Consider the following 14,902-nt stretch of genomic DNA (forward strand, 5'->3'; position numbering starts at 1 on the left):
CCATTACTTGTTGTCCGCGGGCCTGCCTGTCAGGGCCACTTTGACGGCATTCTCCCGAATAACGATCTGCCCCGGCAGAATGGCCTGCAAACGCTCAGGGTCGTCGGCAAACGTATCCGCGGTTTCCCGTGCGCCGTTCAGCAGGGCCAGCAGCGCCGGCGAGGTGGCTGTCACAAAATGCTGTGACTCCGCCTCGTCCGCAAAGGCGGTGGTGTCGATGATTTCCACCGGCAGGCTGCTGAGCTCCTCAATATTATCCAGATTGCCAAGCCGCTCGCGCCCGTCCAGCCCGCGCAGGCGCTGCGACAGCGTAAGCACGTTGTCCTTGCGGGAAACAAAGATGAGAAACGGCTGCGGTACCGTGCGGAACCGGCGCATCTGGGTTTTGAACACATCAATATCCAGATCCGGCGACATCAGCACCACGCCGCCCAGGTTTCTGGAGGTCCACCCCGGTGTCTGGATTTCAATCTGGCGCAATGTCTCCATGGTCAGAAGCCCGCCCATGGAATGCGCGACAACCACCACCCGGCCCGCACCGGCGACACGCAGCTTTCGCAGCAACTGTTCCAGTCCGTCGCGGGCAAACAGGACGCTGTCGCCGTCATAGGCATAGCCAAGCGGCCGGCCCTTGCTGGGCCAGGAATAGATCACCGTGGCGCCGGGAACGTCGATGTCATGGGTCAGCTGAGCCGCCCGGAATGCAGTCTCGGCCTGGGTAGAGTTGAAGCCATGCACAAACACGGTAATGTCGCGCTCCTTTGGCGGGAACTTGGCCAGTTCCTGCTGCAGCCGTGTGCCGAATGCGGCGTCGCTTTCGAATTTCTTCCGTCCCGCCATGGTGAACTCAGTGACGGGATCCGGGTTCCGGTAGCCGAATTTCAATGAACCGGGAGTATGCTCCGGCGGAATTGAAACGGTAAGTTCAAGCAGGCTGTACCCCTCTGCCCGCTCCGCGCCAAAGGTACCATCCGGCAGCTGGTCGCGGTTGGTGGCGGCGAATACGGTCTTGGGGGTGCCCACGTTCAAGGCCGCGGGAAAGGTGGGGGAATAAGACCTGTCAGTGCAAGCTGTCAAAAGTACCAGCATCACACCGCAAATCAGGCGCAGCCTTAGCATATTGTCCCACCTTGATGACCTAGCGGCAGGCTACTGCACCTGCCGCCGATGTCCAGCGCCTGCAATCCGCATTGGCGGTTTACAACACGTAACGGCTGAGGTCGGATGAGCGGCCAAGCTCGCCCAGGTTCTTCGTCACAAAGGCTGCGTCCACGGTCACAGCTTCGCCCGAGCGGTCTGGCGCGGTAAAGGACAGCTCCTCGAACACCCGCTCCATTACCGTGTAAAGCCGACGCGCACCGATGTTTTCCACCGTCTGGTTAACCTCGGCAGCGATCTTGGCCAAGGCCGCGATCCCGTCTTTGGTAAAGGTGACCTCAACCTCTTCGGTGCCCATCAGCGCAGTGTACTGGCGGGTCAGCGCGTTGTCGGTCTCGGTCAGGATCCGCACAAAGTCTTCTTCTGTCAGCGCCCGCAGGTTCACCCGGATCGGCAGGCGGCCCTGCAGTTCCGGCAGCAGGTCCGACGGCTTGGCAATGTGGAAGGCACCCGAGGCGATGAACAGGATGTGGTCGGTCTTCACCGGGCCGTGCTTGGTGCTGACGGTGGTGCCCTCAATCAGCGGCAGCAGGTCGCGCTGAACGCCTTCGCGGCTGACATCGCCGCCGCGTGTCTCCTGACGGGCGCAGACCTTGTCGATCTCATCCAGGAAAACGATGCCGTTCTGCTCCACCGACTCCAGTGCGGTGCGGGTGACGGTCTCGTCATCCAGCAGTTTGTCGGCCTCCTCGCCGATCAGCACTTCATAGCTCTCGGCGACAGTCAGCTTCTTGCGGGTGGTGCGCCCGCTCATCGCCTTGCCGAACAAATCTCCAAGGTTCAGCATGCCCATATTGCCGCCGCCAGGCTGGCCGGGAATTTCAAACATGCCCATCGGGTTGGAGGTGTCGGCCACATCCAGTTCGATCACGGTATTGTCCAGCTCTCCCGCCTTCAGCTTCTTGCGGAACATCTCGCGGGTGGCTTCGCGCGCATCGGTGCCGGCGATGGCTTCCAAGACCCGCTCCTCGGCGGCTTTGTGTGCGTTCGCTTTCACGTCTTCGCGCATGTACTCGCGGGTCTGCGCAATAGCGCTGTCAACCAGATCACGGATGATCTGCTCCACGTCCCGGCCGACATAACCGACCTCGGTGAATTTGGTGGCTTCCACCTTGATAAAAGGCGCGCGGGCCAGTTTAGCCAGGCGGCGGGAGATCTCGGTCTTGCCGACCCCGGTGGGGCCGATCATCAGGATGTTCTTCGGATATACCTCGTCGCGCAGATCGTCTGCGAGCTGTTTGCGCCGCCAGCGGCTGCGCAGGGCTACTGCCACGGCACGCTTGGCCTCTTTTTGGCCGATGATGAAGCGGTCCAGTTCCGAGACGATTTCGCGGGGGGTCAGATCGGTCATGTCAGTCCTTTCCCGGGGACAAAACTTTCAGCGAAAAGTTTTGCTAAGAATTTTTTCGAAATTCTTAGCCGCCGATGGTTTCGACGGTCAGGTTTCCATTTGTGTAGACGCAGATGTCGGCGGCGATGGCCATGGCGTCCCGCGCCACGTCTTCGGCGGATCGGCCGCTGTCCATCATGCCGCGGGCAGCTGCCAGGGCAAAATTGCCGCCCGAGCCGATGGCCGCCACGTCATGTTCAGGCTCCAGCACGTCGCCGGCGCCGGTGATCACGAACATGTCCCTGCCGTCGGTGACGATCAGCATCGCCTCCAGTTTCTGCAGGTACTTGTCGGTGCGCCAGTCCTTGGCCAGTTCCACGCTGGCCCGCGCCAGCTGGCCGGGGGTGGCTTCCAGTTTGGTCTCCAGCCGTTCCAGCAGGGTAAAGGCGTCAGCGGTCGATCCGGCAAAGCCTGCCACCACGTCAAACCCGCCGGGCGACAGGCGGCGCACCTTGCGGGCCGTTCCCTTAATCACCGTTTGCCCCAGCGACACCTGGCCGTCGCCGGCGATGACAACCTGGCCACCCTTCTTGACACCGATGATGGTGGTGCCGTGCCAGCCGGGGAATTGATCGTCTGCCATTTATGCCTCCGTTTGGTTGCCCCCTATATGGAACCATCCCCCCGCCGGCACAAGAGAGCGGCCGACTTCCGCCGTCATGCAGCACCTGCTTGGCAATTCGCTGCTATGCAGCAATTGCAAATCGGGGCTGATGAACCGGCAATTGTGAGTCTCGGCACCACACCCTAAATCAGCCTCACAACCGGCACAGGGTCGGCTGTTTCTCAGAAGGATATGCGCAAATGACGACCGCAAATATTCATGCGCCGCTCGGAGCAGTCACCGTTCTCCGCGTGGTCGACGCAGTGGCCAATGTCAAAAACACCATTGTGGAATGGTATGAGGCCCGCGAAACCCGCAAGGTTCTGGCACAGCTGACCGATGCCCAGCTTGAAGATATCGGTCTGGACCGTTCCGACATCACCAAGCTCTGATCTTTGATGATCAAGAACCTTGAATGAGCCGCCCTGCACGGGCGGCTTTGTTCATTCCGGGGTGCTGGTTTTGTATTTTCCGGCCTGGTCCGGCAGCCAGGCTTCGACCGCCGCGGTGGCGATTACATGACGGGTGCCCTCTTCGGCATCCTCCACATCCAGACCGCCCTTCACGGCCTGCACGCTGGCCCGGCCGCGCGGCAGGTCCTGGGCCACAAGGTTGCAATCCACCGCCTCCGGCTGCTGCACGCCGATGGTCACTTCCACCCGCATTTCGCTGTGATCGAGTCTCAGCTTGGAAAACAGTGTGATCGAGGAATGGTGCAGCGCATCCTGCACCGCGCGGCGGGCCGCCTTGGTGTAGTCCTGGCCATAAAGGTCGTTACCCGTGCCCATTTCAAGGATGATGCGCTTTTCGCTCATTCCGCGGCCTCCATGTCAAATGACACGACCACCGCTGCATTGGCGATCACTGTGCGCCCGCCGTGGGGCTTTTCAATGTCGAGCCCGCCTTTCACGACGCGGATGCTGGGCTGGCCGTAGGGAAAGATTTCCAGGAGTAGCTCCTTATCCACAGCGTCCGGCTGCTGCACGCCGATTTCGGCTTCGATAATCATGTCTTCTTTTGAGAAATCAAACAGTTCCGCCATGTTGACGGAATTGTGCCACAGCGCGTCCGTGATGGCGCGCCGGGCGGCTTCGGTGTAGTCCTCGCGCCTGAGCGATGTGCCCATGCCGAATTCCACCAGGACCCGTGTCTTGGCCATATCGCCTCCTGTACCTGTTCCGGGAGGGACACTTGCAGGGTGGCCGGGCCAAGGGAAGAGCCAGTTTGACCCGTTCCGCAGCACCAGAACTTGCCAGACAAAAAAGAGCTGCCCCCGCGGGGACAGCCCTATGAAATCCGGTAAATGGATCAGGCTTAGATCGACTCTTCGATCCAGCTCTGCAGCGCAGCCTTGGGGGCGGCGCCGGCGCGGTTGGAAATCACCTGGCCGTCCTTGAAGATGAACAGCGCCGGGATGCCGCGCACGCCCATGGCAGCGGCGGCGTTCGGGTTGCTGTCTACATCGACCTTGGCAATCTTGACCTTGCCGTCGAATTCCGCGGCCAGCTCTTCCAGAGCCGGGCCAATCTGCTTACAGGGACCGCACCACTCAGCCCAGAAATCCACCACAACGGGGATGTCGGAGTTCTTGACTTCGGCGTCAAAAGTGGCGTCGGTGACGGCAACGGTGGACATATGCATGTCTCCATGAGTGTGTGGCAACTGGAGTCGGAACCTAGGTACGGCTTAACCGATCGTCAAGGTTCCAACTGCCGCTTCAATGCCGCAGTCACAAGGTCGTGCGGCAGCGGCATCAGGGTTGCAGTCCGGGTCCAGAGCAGTGCGGTCTCAACGGTTCGGCCCGGATAGATCAGAGCCAGCGCATGGGCATAGGCCCCCATCTGCCGCAGCAGGCCCTCGGGGCATTGTTCAGGCGCTGCCGGCACGGTGGCATTGGATTTGAAATCCACCGCCAGGACATTTTCCGGGGTAATGATCAGCCGGTCGATGACGCCATGCAGGCGGGCGCCGTTCAGGTCAGCGGTGACAGCGACCTCGGCCAGCGTATCCGGGTTAAACACATCTGCCAGGGCAGCATTGTTCAGAACCGCGGAGGCCTCGGTCAGCAGTTCCGCACAGTCGCCGGCTCCTTGCAGCAGGTTCTGTGCCAGTTTCGGCCAGTCTGCTTCCGCTCGTCCCGGCAGATGCTCCAAAAGCAGGTGCAGCCGGCTGCCGCGGGCCTTGGCGGCCTCCTCATCTAGCCCTTGATCGCCGGGCAAGGCCTTGGCTCCGCCCAAGTCGGATGGGCTGAGCGCCTGGGCCGGCGCTGCATAAGGTGTGGCCGGGCGCGTGAAGACTTCGGGCAACGTGTGTTTTTCAGCTTCATGAATGGTCGGCGCGACCAGCGGCAGGCCGTCCCAATCACCATGCTGCAGCCGGAGGCCGGTGCCACCTTCCGCGTCGAATTCCACTGCGCCGCCGTCGCGCATGGCGCGTTCCGTAAGCCGGTACCAGCTGTCGCCCTGCTCGCCCACCTCGCCGGCAGCAGCGACAATCAGCCATTTTTCCGCCCGGGTCAGAGCCACATACAACAGGCGCAGCCGTTCATTCTGCAGTTTCTCCTGTGCGGCTTCGCGGGCCGCCAGCATTGCATTTGGCATTTGATCCTTGGCCAGTTTCCAGACCGGTGTGCCATCAGCCAGCATGATTTCCGCATCCCGCGGTGCCTGCCGTTTCGCGGTGTCCGGCAGGATCACGATCGGCGCCTCCAGCCCCTTGGAGCCATGCACCGACATCACCCGGATCATGTCTCCCGCCGCCCCCATCTGGCGCTTAATCTCAAGGTCATCGGTTTGCATCCAGACCAGGAAACCTGTGAGGCTGGGCACATCGGTGCGCTCATAGGCCAGCGCCTGAGACAGCAGCGCGTTGATGCCGTCCTCAGCCTCCGGCCCCAGCCGGCCCAGCAGTTTCTGACGGCCGCCGTGGCGGGTCAGAATGCGTTCGATCAGGTCATAGGGGCGCAGAAAATCGGCATTGGCGCGCAGGTCATTCAGCACCGCCATTGTTTCAGGGAACTCCCCTGCCCGCTCGCGCAGCGCCGGCCACAGGTACATCGCCTCCCGCCGGTGCGCGAGGTCGAACAACGCCTGCTCCGTCCAGCCAAACAGCGGTGATTTCAGAGCCTCGGCCAGCGATAGAGAGTCTTCCGGCAACGCTAGGAACCGCAGCAGCGCGGCAATGTCCTTGACCGCCAGTTCGGCCCCTACCTTGAGCCGGTCGGCGCCGGCGATGGGCAGTTCGACCTTCTTGCAGGCGCGGATGATCTCCGAGAACAGGTCAGAGCGGCGCTGCACCAGGATCAGGAAATCGCCAGCCTGCACCGGTCGGCGCTGGAAGGTGCCGCGTTCAGGGCCGTCTTCGGGGATCGTGACGCCAGAGTCGATCATCTGCTTGATTGAGCGCGCGATGCGCTCGGCCAGGATCACCGTGTGGTGACGGCTACTGGGACGGTCGACCGGGCTGGTCCAGTCGGGGTCCTCGTCATCCTCGACCTTGCCGACGACCGGCCACAGGTCCACCCGGCCCGGCAGGTCGGATTTGAAGGCGCGGTGCAGCGCCTCCTTGCGGAAACCTGCGCGGGGACTGTCGCGAAACACCAGGTCCACGAGTTTCAGGATAGCGGCGGACGAGCGGAAAGAAAAATTGAGCGAGGCATCCTGCAACCCTGCCCCGGTTTCCGCCAGCCGGTTGCCGAACTCCTGCTGCATCCGGTCGAATGCGTCCGGGTCGGCGCCCTGGAAAGAATAGATCGACTGTTTCTTGTCGCCGACCACAAAGATCGTGCGCTCCACGTCCGAGCGCGCACCCTCGCCGGCAGTGAATTCCTGTGCCAGCTTCTCGATCACGTCCCATTGAACCGGGCTGGTGTCCTGCGCCTCGTCCACCAGGATGTGGTCGATGCCGCCGTCCAGACGGTACAGCACCCAGGCGGCAACACCCGGATCGTTCAGCAGCTGGCGCGCCTTCAGTATCAGGTCGTCAAAGTCGAGCCAGCCGCGCAGCTGCTTGCGGCGCTCATATTCCGGCAGGAAGGCCGCGGCAAAGCGGTGCAGACAGTGGCTCTTGCGCGCTGCTGTCAGTGCCAGGCGTTTCGCCCTGGCATCCTCGACCCGCCGCATTAGCGGTTCCAGCTGATCCATCAGGGACAGATGGGATTCGCGCAGCTTCTTGGTCGGGAACTTGTCGATTTTTGCGGTGAAAGGCTCCTTGGCGCTGGCGCCAGTCAGAAACACGCTTTCCAATGTGCCTAAGTCCGCAAGCGCGGGCTTGGTGATGCCAGCCAGCTTTGCCGCGGCCTTCTGGTCGGTCGAACCGCCCTGCCCCAGCATCTCGCGGGTGCGCTGCAGCAGCTCTTCCTCGCCGCCGAGGAACACCAGTGCCTCTAGCGCGGTCTCGTCAAATCCCTCAGGCAGCCCGAACAGCTCCAGCAGTCCGTTCCAGTCCAGCGGCTCGCCGAAATCAGCGCGGCGTTGGCAAATGGCGGCGGTGAGCGTCTCAAAATCACTATCGCTTACATGGCGCGCCAGGGCATCGACCAGCGGCGCCTCGCCCCCTTGGGCAAAGTCCTCCATGATCTCCGCCCGCAGCAGTTGGCCCGCGCGGTCGTCCATCTCGGAGAATTGCGGGCTGACGCCGGCCTCCAGCGGAAACCTTCGCAGAAGCGAGGAACAGAACGAATGGATGGTCTGGATCTTCAGTCCGCCCGGTGTCTCGATAGCGCGGGCAAACAGGGTGCGCGCTTGGGCCAGATCCTCGGCTGCTGTGCTGACCTCCCCCAGCTCGGTCAGTGCAGCGATCAGCGCGGGATCGCCCAGCATCGCCCATTCCCCCAGCCGTTTGAACAGCCGGTTCTGCATCTCGCTGGCGGCGGCCTTGGTGTAGGTGAGGCACAGGATGTGCTGCGGCTGCACGCCTTTCAGCAACAGCCGCGCCACCCTGTCCGTCAGCACCTTCGTCTTCCCCGAGCCTGCATTTGCCGCCAGCCAGGTAGAGGCGTCGGGGCGCGCGGCGCGGAATTGCGCCTCAGAGGCGGCGTCGCGGATAGTCATGCCAGATCCTCCTGCTGAGGTGTGGCGCTGCGGTCCCATTCGCCGTAGCGTGCGAGGTGGTCATAGTCGCCGGCGATGTCGTCGCGGTGCACCATGCGCCGGCTGGAATAGCCTTGATCAGGCTCGAAGTAGGCTCCGATCAGCGTGCGCAGCTCATCCCAGATTTTGGCGGGCGGCTCGTCCTCCAGCGGTGCGCGCACTTCGCTCAACTTGCTGCCCAATCCTATGAACATAGCGCGCGCCACTTCCGCCGCGCCGAGGTCGTCAAAGGCGCCTTCTTCGGCCATGGCAGCCTCGATCAGCAGCTGTTTTTCAAACTTCTTCTGCTGCGTCTCGCTGGGCGGCGTGCCCGTTTTATAGTCGTAGAGATGCAGAAAGCCGCGGTCGTCCATGTCGATCCGGTCGGCGCGGCAGGCGATGGTGAAGTCCAGCGGATCCAGCCGGGCGCTGCCCTTGGCTTCGAAAGCAACTGGTTTGGCTCGGGCCTGGCGCTCTTGCTCGGCCAGGACGAAGTCGCCGGCAATCTTGCGGATGCGGCTGTGCCACAGGATGCGGGCGACTGGCCAAGGCACGTGGATTTCCAGCAACTCGCGGGTTTTTCCGATCAGATGACTGGTGGTCAGCAGCGAAGGGTCTGCTTGGGCTTCCTTGATGAAATGCTCAAAAACCTCATGCACCACGATCCCGCGCAGCAGGGCGTCGGGTTCCTGCACCAGCGGGTTAAGCGGTTTGAGCCGCAGGACATGTTTGGCGTAGATCGCATAAGGATCGCGGATCAGACGCGGAATTTCGGTGATCGTCAGCCGCCGCGGGCGGGCCGCCACCGGCGGGCACGGGGACGGGCGGGGGTATTGCGGAAGCGGCGTCGGTTCCTCCAGCGCTTCCGCCCAGCCGAGCCACTGGCGGCCTTTGGCCCGCATCGTTTCCAGGGACGCACGGCCGCCCTGGTCCGGCAGGCCGGACAGCAGGTTGGTCAGCCGGTTCAGCCAGCGCGAGGGTACGGTGTCGGCTTCTTCCGAGCGTTCGGCGCGGGTCAGCCAGACCTCTGGCGCGGCGATGGCCTGCTGAAAATCATGCGCCGACAGGCCGATGCGCCGTTCGGGCAGCAGAAGCCCCGCCTGATTGCGCAGCTGGCGGTTCAGCCAGGGGTCGGGACTGGCGGCTTCGGGCCAGCTGCCTTCGTTCAGGCCGCCAAGGATCACCAGATCGGCTCCTTGCACACGCGCTTCCAATGTGCCCCAGATCATGATCGATCCGTAAGGCGCATCGCGGTCGCGCACCTCACCCTGGCTCAGCAGCGCGCCCAGCAAGTCAGCGAAGTCGCGGGCGGACATTTCACCGCCATACGGTGCCTCAGCTTCCAGATTTTCGATGCAGGCAAGGGCGGCCTGGCCGGCCTTCTTGTGCCACAGGGTGCCAGCGCCCTCGGCCTGGCTGCCGGCGGCAATGCGTTCGGCCAGACCGCGCAGCCGCTCCACCCAATCCGTCAGGGGCAGGGTGCCGGCGATCTCCTGATCCGCAAAACAAGCTGACAGCCATGCGGTCCAGCCGGGCGTCAGGTCACGGCCGTTTTCAAAACCGGCAAAGGCCGCGGCATCCGGGAAGGGCGGGCCATTGCGGCGCAGGGACAGCTCCAGCTCGCGCGTCTGGCGCAGATGGTCGCCGCGATCCGCGCCGTCATGGGTAAGCGGGTGTTTCAGCAAGGTCAGCAGGCTGTCGCAGGCCAGCGGTTTGCAGAACAGCCCCGCCACATGGCGCAGGAACCGGCCCGGCGGCGACAGCTGCAAGGGCTGGCCGGCCGAGTCATCGGGCAGGATGTCCCAGCGGTCGAGCGCGGCAGAAACCTGGCGGGTCAGCATCCGGTCCGGGGTGATCAGCGCCGCGGTCTGCCCGTCCTCTGCCGCCTGCCGTAGCCGCAGCGCGATGGCCAGCGCCTCGGCGCGGGGGCTGGGGGCCTCGACAAGGGTGAGGTTTTCGGTGGCCCTGTCCAAACCGGTCAGCAGCGGGCCTTCGTTCATCCAGGCATCGGTGACCGGGGCAGGGCGCAACGCCAGCGAGACCAGCCGGTTGCGCTCGGGCGAGACCGGCGGGGTGTCTGTCCAGGGCTGCACGTCGCCCGGTGACAGCTCCAGATCCTTCATCAGCTTGTGGAACCGGTACTGCGGGTGATCCTCCGAGATCAGCGGATCATCCAGCCCGCTCCAGACATGCTCCGGCTGATCAAAGTCGAAGCCGGGCAGCACCACAGCCCCTTGCGGCAGCCGCGCGATGGCCTGCATCAGCATCAGCGTCGTGCCGCGCGAGCCGGTGGAGCCGGCCAGGATCACCGGATGCTGCGGCGGGCTGTCTTGCCATTGTTCGATCAAGTTCAGCACCACCTGGCGCTGCCGGGCCTGAGCATCCATCGCGCCCTCATGCAGGCCGGTGAATTCATCCGCGATTCCGATAAAGGCCTGCGCGCGGGCCCAATGGCCCGACATGTCAGACACATCCAGCGTGCGGATCGTATCGGTGCTGACGCCTTCGCCCTGCATCTCGTCAATCAGCGCAGCCAGGCTGTCGGACAGATCATAGAGCGAGGCGCGGGAGGCGAGGTCGGGCTGGGCGTCCAGCAGTTTCGCAATCAGCTGCGACAGTTCCAGCCGGCGCCGCAAAGGGGGCAGGGCCGGCGGCAGGCCGTCCAGCGTGGCGCGCTGGGCCAGATCGGTCAGCAGCAGCATCCGCGGCAGCAGCATGGCTGGGCCTGCGTCAAACAGGCTGCGCACCCGGCGCGCCATGCGGGAGGTGTTGACGATCAGTTCGGCCCGCGCCAGTGCCTCCGGCGGCAGGTCCTGGCTGCGGCTGCGCAAGCCCTCGACCAGCGCTCGCGGGAAATCGGCGCCGCAGGGCACGGCAAACAGGCGCGGTTTGGTGGATGGTTCAAACATCATCTGCGGCTATCAGATCCTCGGCCAGTGTGATCCCTTCGGGGTGGCCCACATCGCACCAGCGGCCGGGATATTCCAGCGCAAACAGCCGGCCGTCTGCCGCCATCTGGTTCCAGAGAACGTTCAGGGAGAAAACCCTGTCTTCAACCTGATGCAGACCCTCCGTTTTCAGGATCTGAACCCCGCCATAGACCAGATCGCCGCCGCGGCGTATGCGCCCCTCGGCATCTGCCGAGAAATCACCGCCGCCGGTGCGGCCAACGGCACGGTTCAGCGGCACGCAGACCAGCAGCGCATCCATGCGCTTTGGATCCCAGGCATCCTGCGCCATCTGCAGCGGGTTCGGGCCCTTCCAGATGGCGTCGGTGTTCATGGTGAAGACCGGGCTGTCCCCAAGAAGCGGCAAGGCTTTTCGCAGCCCGCCGCCGGTGTCGAGAATGTCTGGTGTCTCATGGCTAAGAAGCACCTTTTCAGGCTCTAACAAGGCCTTCAAAGGCTCTGGCTTGTAGTGCAGGTTAGCCGCTATGCGTGCTGGGCCTGCTTCGCGCACAAGCTCCAGCGCATGGGCGATCAGCGGCCGGCCCGCCACCTCGATCATTGGTTTTGGCTTGTCGCGCGTCAGCTCCCGCATGCGGGTGCCAAAACCTGCGGCAAACAGCATGACGGCATCGGGGGAGCGCTGCATCAGGGCCTCAGCTTATCCAGGTTTTCCGGGGTCGGGGCCGGCAGGTTCTCGCGCAGCAGGTCTCCGATCGGGGCCAGCGCAGGGTGTTCCAGCCCGTGCATGAAATGGTCCCAAACCCGCGGGATCAGGTCCACGTAATGGGGTTTTCCGTAATCCATGCTGAGCCGGGCGAAGACGCCGAGAATACGCATATTCCGCTGCACGCCGAGCACAGTATAGGCGGTGCGGAAGCCGGTTTCATCTGCGCCAGAGGCTGCGATATAGCGGTCGATCATCTGCATTTCGATGCCGGCGGGCACGTCGCGGCGGGCATCCTGCAGCAGCGACACCAGATCATAGGCTGGATGGCCTGCGCGGGCGTCCTGGAAATCCAAGAGGCCGACGCGGGCAACGCCCTCGCGGTCTGGCAGCCAAAGAAGGTTTTCGGCGTGATAATCGCGCTGCACCAGCACCGGGTCGCCCTTGACGGTCCCGCGCAGGATGTCTTCGAACAGATCCTCGAACCGGGCCTGCAGATCCGGATCCTGGCTGCCGAGGATACCGGCACGGTATTTCGACAGCGCCAGCCCGGACATCTCCGCCATGATCCGCGGGCCGTACGGCTCCAGATCCGGCATCGGCGCCTGGTGCAGCGCCGCCAGCGCATCGGTTGCCGCTTCGTACAGCTCCATTTCCAGCGCTGGTTCCCGCAGGATGACCCGGGCATAGAGATCGTCGCCCAGATCCTCCAGTAGCAGAAAGCCGTGTTCAATATCCTGAGCCAGGATCTCCGGAGCGCTAAGGCCCTGGTCCCGCAGATACCCGGCAACGTGGATGAACGGGCGGACGTCCTCGCCCTTTTCCGGCGGTGCGTCCATCAGCACCACTGTCTTGCCATCGGCACCTGTCAGCCGCTCATAACGGCGGTTGGAGGCGTCGTCGGCCAGCGGGCCGCGCTGCCAGGCGGCATACGGCGTTGCGGACAGGAAAGTTTCGCAAAGGGTTTTGCGGTCAGTCATGCGCAGATGCGCTCCATCAGGGGCTGCCATTTCGGATCGCTCCAGCGGAGCGTCAGATGGCGGCGGTCTTCGTGTTCGGGGTCCAGCACCAGCGTCAGATGCAGGGCATGAGCAGGCGTCAGTTCGGCCAGCCGGTCCGGCCATTCTACCAGGCAGATCGCGGAGTCGAACGCTTCGGTCAGGCCCAGCTCCTCCAGTTCGTCCAGCGAGGACAACCGGTAGAGGTCAGTGTGCCACAGCTCGCCGGCGGGCACGTCATAGGTCTGTACCAATGTGAAAGTGGGGGAGGGCACGTCCTCGGGCACTTCCATCAGCGATTGGATCAGGTGGCGGGCGAAATGGGTCTTGCCGGCGCCGATCACACCCTCCAGCAGCAGACAATCGCCGGGGCGCAGGGCCCCGGCGATTTGAGCGGCCAAGCGGGCCGTGTCATCCGGTGAGTTCAGCGTGCAGGCCGCAGTATGGGTGGTCATGGCGGTACAATGCCGCCGCAGCCGGACTGCTGCAAGCCGGTTTCCCTGCTCAGCCCTGGGTGATCGCGGGGAAGCGTTCCTGGCATGCCGGCAGGGCAGCGGTTTCCGGCGTGCGGAAGCTGACCATAGTGGCGCCATTCTGGATTGCGGAGACCTTGCAGATCAGCGGGGTGCCATCGCGCAGCTGGACGCGCGACCACCAGGCCTCACGTCCGTCGCAGCCGGCGACAAAGTCGCGGATCTCTCCCCAGACGGGGGTCGGGGCGCTGGTGTTCTGCCATACCCGGCTGGCATCCATGATCGACACTTTGGCAAAGCTCGCCTCCGGGTCCATCTGCCACAGGCTGCCATAGGCGGTGTTGGAGAAAGTCATTGTGCCGTCGCTGGCAAAGACCGCGATGGCCTCGTCCATCTGGTCCAGGATCGACTGCCCCATTTCCAGCTCTGAGCGGAACTGGCGGGTGAGAGTCACTTCGGCGGTGATATCCTCGAACAGAAAGGCGATAGCACCATCCGGGTGCGGGCGGCCGGATACCTTGTAGACTGAGCCCGACGGCAGCGACCAGGTTTCCTGGTACCGGCCTTCAGCGGCAGCTTCCAGCAGGTCTGCCATCTGGTGGCGCCAGCTGGAATAGCTCTTGGGCTCCGGCATCATCCGCTGATCGCGCAGCCGGTCGAAGAAGGTGAGCAGGTTGGGCCGCGAGCTGAGGAAGTTCGCGGGCAGGGCGGTGAGGTCGATCAGCACCGGGTTGAACAGCACCAGCTGGCGGTTGCGGTCGAAAATCGCCAGGCCGATCGACAGCTGGGCAAAGGTCTTGGCCAGTGTCTGCACAAAATTGCGCTGGGCCACTTCGGCATCGACCACAGCGTTCACGTCGACCGCATGGCACAGCCAGCCGGCCTCGGTCTCGGTGGTCGAGACGTTATACCACAGCTTTTTCTTGCTTTCCGGCAGCGGGATGGAGATCCGCTCCGGCTTGCCGCTGGTCATTGGATCATGCAGGTCGGTAAACAGGGGATCGGAAAAATCCGCATTCCGGCCGCGGATCTTCTGGCTCAGGTTGTCGTAGGCGAGGTTGGACCAAGTGACATTGCCCTCTTCCGATTGCAGCCAGACCGGGTAGGGCGCCTGGTGGACCGCGGCGCGCAGGGTGGTCAGCTCCTGATCCAGGGATTTGTTCTGCTCTTCCAGGGTGCTGCGGCGCAGCTGCACCCGGGTCACCCCGTCAATCCATTCGCAATGCGCTTCGCGGCTTTCGGCGGCGGCAGTGCCGGACAGAACCAGCGGGCCGACGTCTTTGAGGAAACCCGGCGATTGCGGCAGGCCCGGGTAGCTGCGGGCAAGCTGGTCGCGCAGCATGCTCCAGTCGAAGTTCTCTGCCTGGTCGCCAATGAATTTCCGCGCGCCCGAAGACCAGCCGATCAGGCTGTTGTCGTCAAACAGGAACACAGCATCGGTGCGGCCATCGGCGGCCAGCAGGTCGTGCCCCATGCCGCGGCGGCGGGGTGTGGGCGACAGCCACCAGACCGCTGCGGCAGCCGTTGCAGCGCACAGCGCCGCCAGTACAAACCATTCGATCGAAGCGAAGTCCTGCATCTCGTCCTGCCCGTTCAGC

At 63.7% G+C, this 14,902-nt stretch carries 13 protein-coding genes; 1 reads left to right on the forward strand and 12 read right to left on the reverse strand.

Annotation, left to right across the window (positions count from 1 at the left end; all coding sequences use genetic code 11):
- Positions 1 to 3: 3 nt before the first annotated feature.
- From ACTRWG_RS01615 to hslV, 3 genes are all read right to left on the reverse strand, one after another.
- Positions 4 to 1,119, reverse strand: a complete 1,116-nt coding sequence (locus tag ACTRWG_RS01615; RefSeq protein ID WP_462828866.1) for an alpha/beta hydrolase — start codon at positions 1,117 to 1,119, stop codon at positions 4 to 6.
- Positions 1,120 to 1,198: 79 nt separating this feature from the next.
- Positions 1,199 to 2,509, reverse strand: coding sequence for an ATP-dependent protease ATPase subunit HslU (gene hslU / locus ACTRWG_RS01620; RefSeq protein ID WP_027235908.1), 1,311 nt, complete (start codon positions 2,507 to 2,509; stop codon positions 1,199 to 1,201).
- Positions 2,510 to 2,573: 64 nt separating this feature from the next.
- Entirely contained in the window at positions 2,574 to 3,131 is a 558-nt protein-coding gene (hslV, locus tag ACTRWG_RS01625) for an ATP-dependent protease subunit HslV (RefSeq protein ID WP_027235907.1), read from the reverse strand.
- Between the two features lie 221 nt (positions 3,132 to 3,352).
- On the opposite strand from hslV, the gene ACTRWG_RS01630 reads away from it, so the two are divergent.
- Positions 3,353 to 3,544 (forward strand): DUF1127 domain-containing protein, encoded by a 192-nt coding sequence (locus ACTRWG_RS01630; RefSeq protein WP_027235906.1) that lies wholly within the window; start codon positions 3,353 to 3,355, stop codon positions 3,542 to 3,544.
- Between the two features lie 51 nt (positions 3,545 to 3,595).
- Here ACTRWG_RS01630 and ACTRWG_RS01635 read toward each other — a convergent pair whose 3' ends face one another.
- The 9 genes from ACTRWG_RS01635 to ACTRWG_RS01675 form a co-directional block, all read right to left on the reverse strand.
- Complete coding sequence (locus ACTRWG_RS01635; RefSeq protein ID WP_462828867.1) at positions 3,596 to 3,967, reverse strand: Lin0512 family protein; 372 nt, start codon at positions 3,965 to 3,967, stop codon at positions 3,596 to 3,598.
- A complete protein-coding gene (locus ACTRWG_RS01640; RefSeq protein WP_027235904.1) occupies positions 3,964 to 4,311 on the reverse strand; it encodes a Lin0512 family protein in 348 nt (115 codons plus the stop codon). The genes ACTRWG_RS01635 and ACTRWG_RS01640 overlap by 4 nt, the downstream gene beginning before the upstream one ends.
- 155 nt (positions 4,312 to 4,466) lie before the next feature.
- The gene (gene trxA, locus ACTRWG_RS01645) at positions 4,467 to 4,787 is read right to left on the reverse strand and encodes a thioredoxin (RefSeq protein WP_027235903.1); all 321 of its coding nucleotides are present in this window, start codon (positions 4,785 to 4,787) and stop codon (positions 4,467 to 4,469) included.
- A gap of 62 nt (positions 4,788 to 4,849) precedes the next feature.
- The gene (gene addA, locus ACTRWG_RS01650) at positions 4,850 to 8,203 is read right to left on the reverse strand and encodes a double-strand break repair helicase AddA (protein ID WP_027235902.1); all 3,354 of its coding nucleotides are present in this window, start codon (positions 8,201 to 8,203) and stop codon (positions 4,850 to 4,852) included.
- The gene (gene addB, locus ACTRWG_RS01655; RefSeq protein WP_027235901.1) at positions 8,200 to 11,133 is read right to left on the reverse strand and encodes a double-strand break repair protein AddB; all 2,934 of its coding nucleotides are present in this window, start codon (positions 11,131 to 11,133) and stop codon (positions 8,200 to 8,202) included. The genes addA and addB overlap by 4 nt, the downstream gene beginning before the upstream one ends.
- Positions 11,123 to 11,815 (reverse strand): nucleotidyltransferase family protein, encoded by a 693-nt coding sequence (locus tag ACTRWG_RS01660; protein WP_245597364.1) that lies wholly within the window; start codon positions 11,813 to 11,815, stop codon positions 11,123 to 11,125. The genes addB and ACTRWG_RS01660 overlap by 11 nt, the downstream gene beginning before the upstream one ends.
- A complete protein-coding gene (locus tag ACTRWG_RS01665; RefSeq protein ID WP_027235899.1) occupies positions 11,815 to 12,813 on the reverse strand; it encodes an aminoglycoside phosphotransferase family protein in 999 nt (332 codons plus the stop codon). Before ACTRWG_RS01665 ends, ACTRWG_RS01660 begins: the two co-directional genes overlap by 1 nt.
- A complete protein-coding gene (tsaE, locus tag ACTRWG_RS01670; RefSeq protein WP_027235898.1) occupies positions 12,810 to 13,286 on the reverse strand; it encodes a tRNA (adenosine(37)-N6)-threonylcarbamoyltransferase complex ATPase subunit type 1 TsaE in 477 nt (158 codons plus the stop codon). The genes ACTRWG_RS01665 and tsaE overlap by 4 nt, the downstream gene beginning before the upstream one ends.
- A gap of 49 nt (positions 13,287 to 13,335) precedes the next feature.
- Positions 13,336 to 14,883, reverse strand: a complete 1,548-nt coding sequence (locus tag ACTRWG_RS01675; RefSeq protein WP_027235897.1) for a PAS-domain containing protein — start codon at positions 14,881 to 14,883, stop codon at positions 13,336 to 13,338.
- Positions 14,884 to 14,902: the final 19 nt, after the last annotated feature.

This window comes from Leisingera sp. G5_S3_59_S7 (assembly GCF_054968485.1).

Excerpts from the sequence above, each read along its gene's own strand:
- ACTRWG_RS01615 (WP_462828866.1), bottom strand. The coding sequence starts at position 1,119 with ATGCTAAGGCTGCGCCTGATTTGCGGTGTGATGCTGGTACTTTTGACA.
- hslU (WP_027235908.1), bottom strand. The coding sequence starts at position 2,509 with ATGACCGATCTGACCCCCCGCGAAATCGTCTCGGAACTGGACCGCTTC.
- hslV (WP_027235907.1), bottom strand. The coding sequence starts at position 3,131 with ATGGCAGACGATCAATTCCCCGGCTGGCACGGCACCACCATCATCGGT.
- ACTRWG_RS01630 (WP_027235906.1), top strand. The coding sequence starts at position 3,353 with ATGACGACCGCAAATATTCATGCGCCGCTCGGAGCAGTCACCGTTCTC.
- ACTRWG_RS01635 (WP_462828867.1), bottom strand. The coding sequence starts at position 3,967 with ATGAGCGAAAAGCGCATCATCCTTGAAATGGGCACGGGTAACGACCTT.
- ACTRWG_RS01640 (WP_027235904.1), bottom strand. The coding sequence starts at position 4,311 with ATGGCCAAGACACGGGTCCTGGTGGAATTCGGCATGGGCACATCGCTC.
- trxA (WP_027235903.1), bottom strand. The coding sequence starts at position 4,787 with ATGTCCACCGTTGCCGTCACCGACGCCACTTTTGACGCCGAAGTCAAG.
- addA (WP_027235902.1), bottom strand. The coding sequence starts at position 8,203 with ATGACTATCCGCGACGCCGCCTCTGAGGCGCAATTCCGCGCCGCGCGC.
- addB (WP_027235901.1), bottom strand. The coding sequence starts at position 11,133 with ATGATGTTTGAACCATCCACCAAACCGCGCCTGTTTGCCGTGCCCTGC.
- ACTRWG_RS01660 (WP_245597364.1), bottom strand. The coding sequence starts at position 11,815 with ATGCAGCGCTCCCCCGATGCCGTCATGCTGTTTGCCGCAGGTTTTGGC.
- ACTRWG_RS01665 (WP_027235899.1), bottom strand. The coding sequence starts at position 12,813 with ATGACTGACCGCAAAACCCTTTGCGAAACTTTCCTGTCCGCAACGCCG.
- tsaE (WP_027235898.1), bottom strand. The coding sequence starts at position 13,286 with ATGACCACCCATACTGCGGCCTGCACGCTGAACTCACCGGATGACACG.
- ACTRWG_RS01675 (WP_027235897.1), bottom strand. The coding sequence starts at position 14,883 with ATGCAGGACTTCGCTTCGATCGAATGGTTTGTACTGGCGGCGCTGTGC.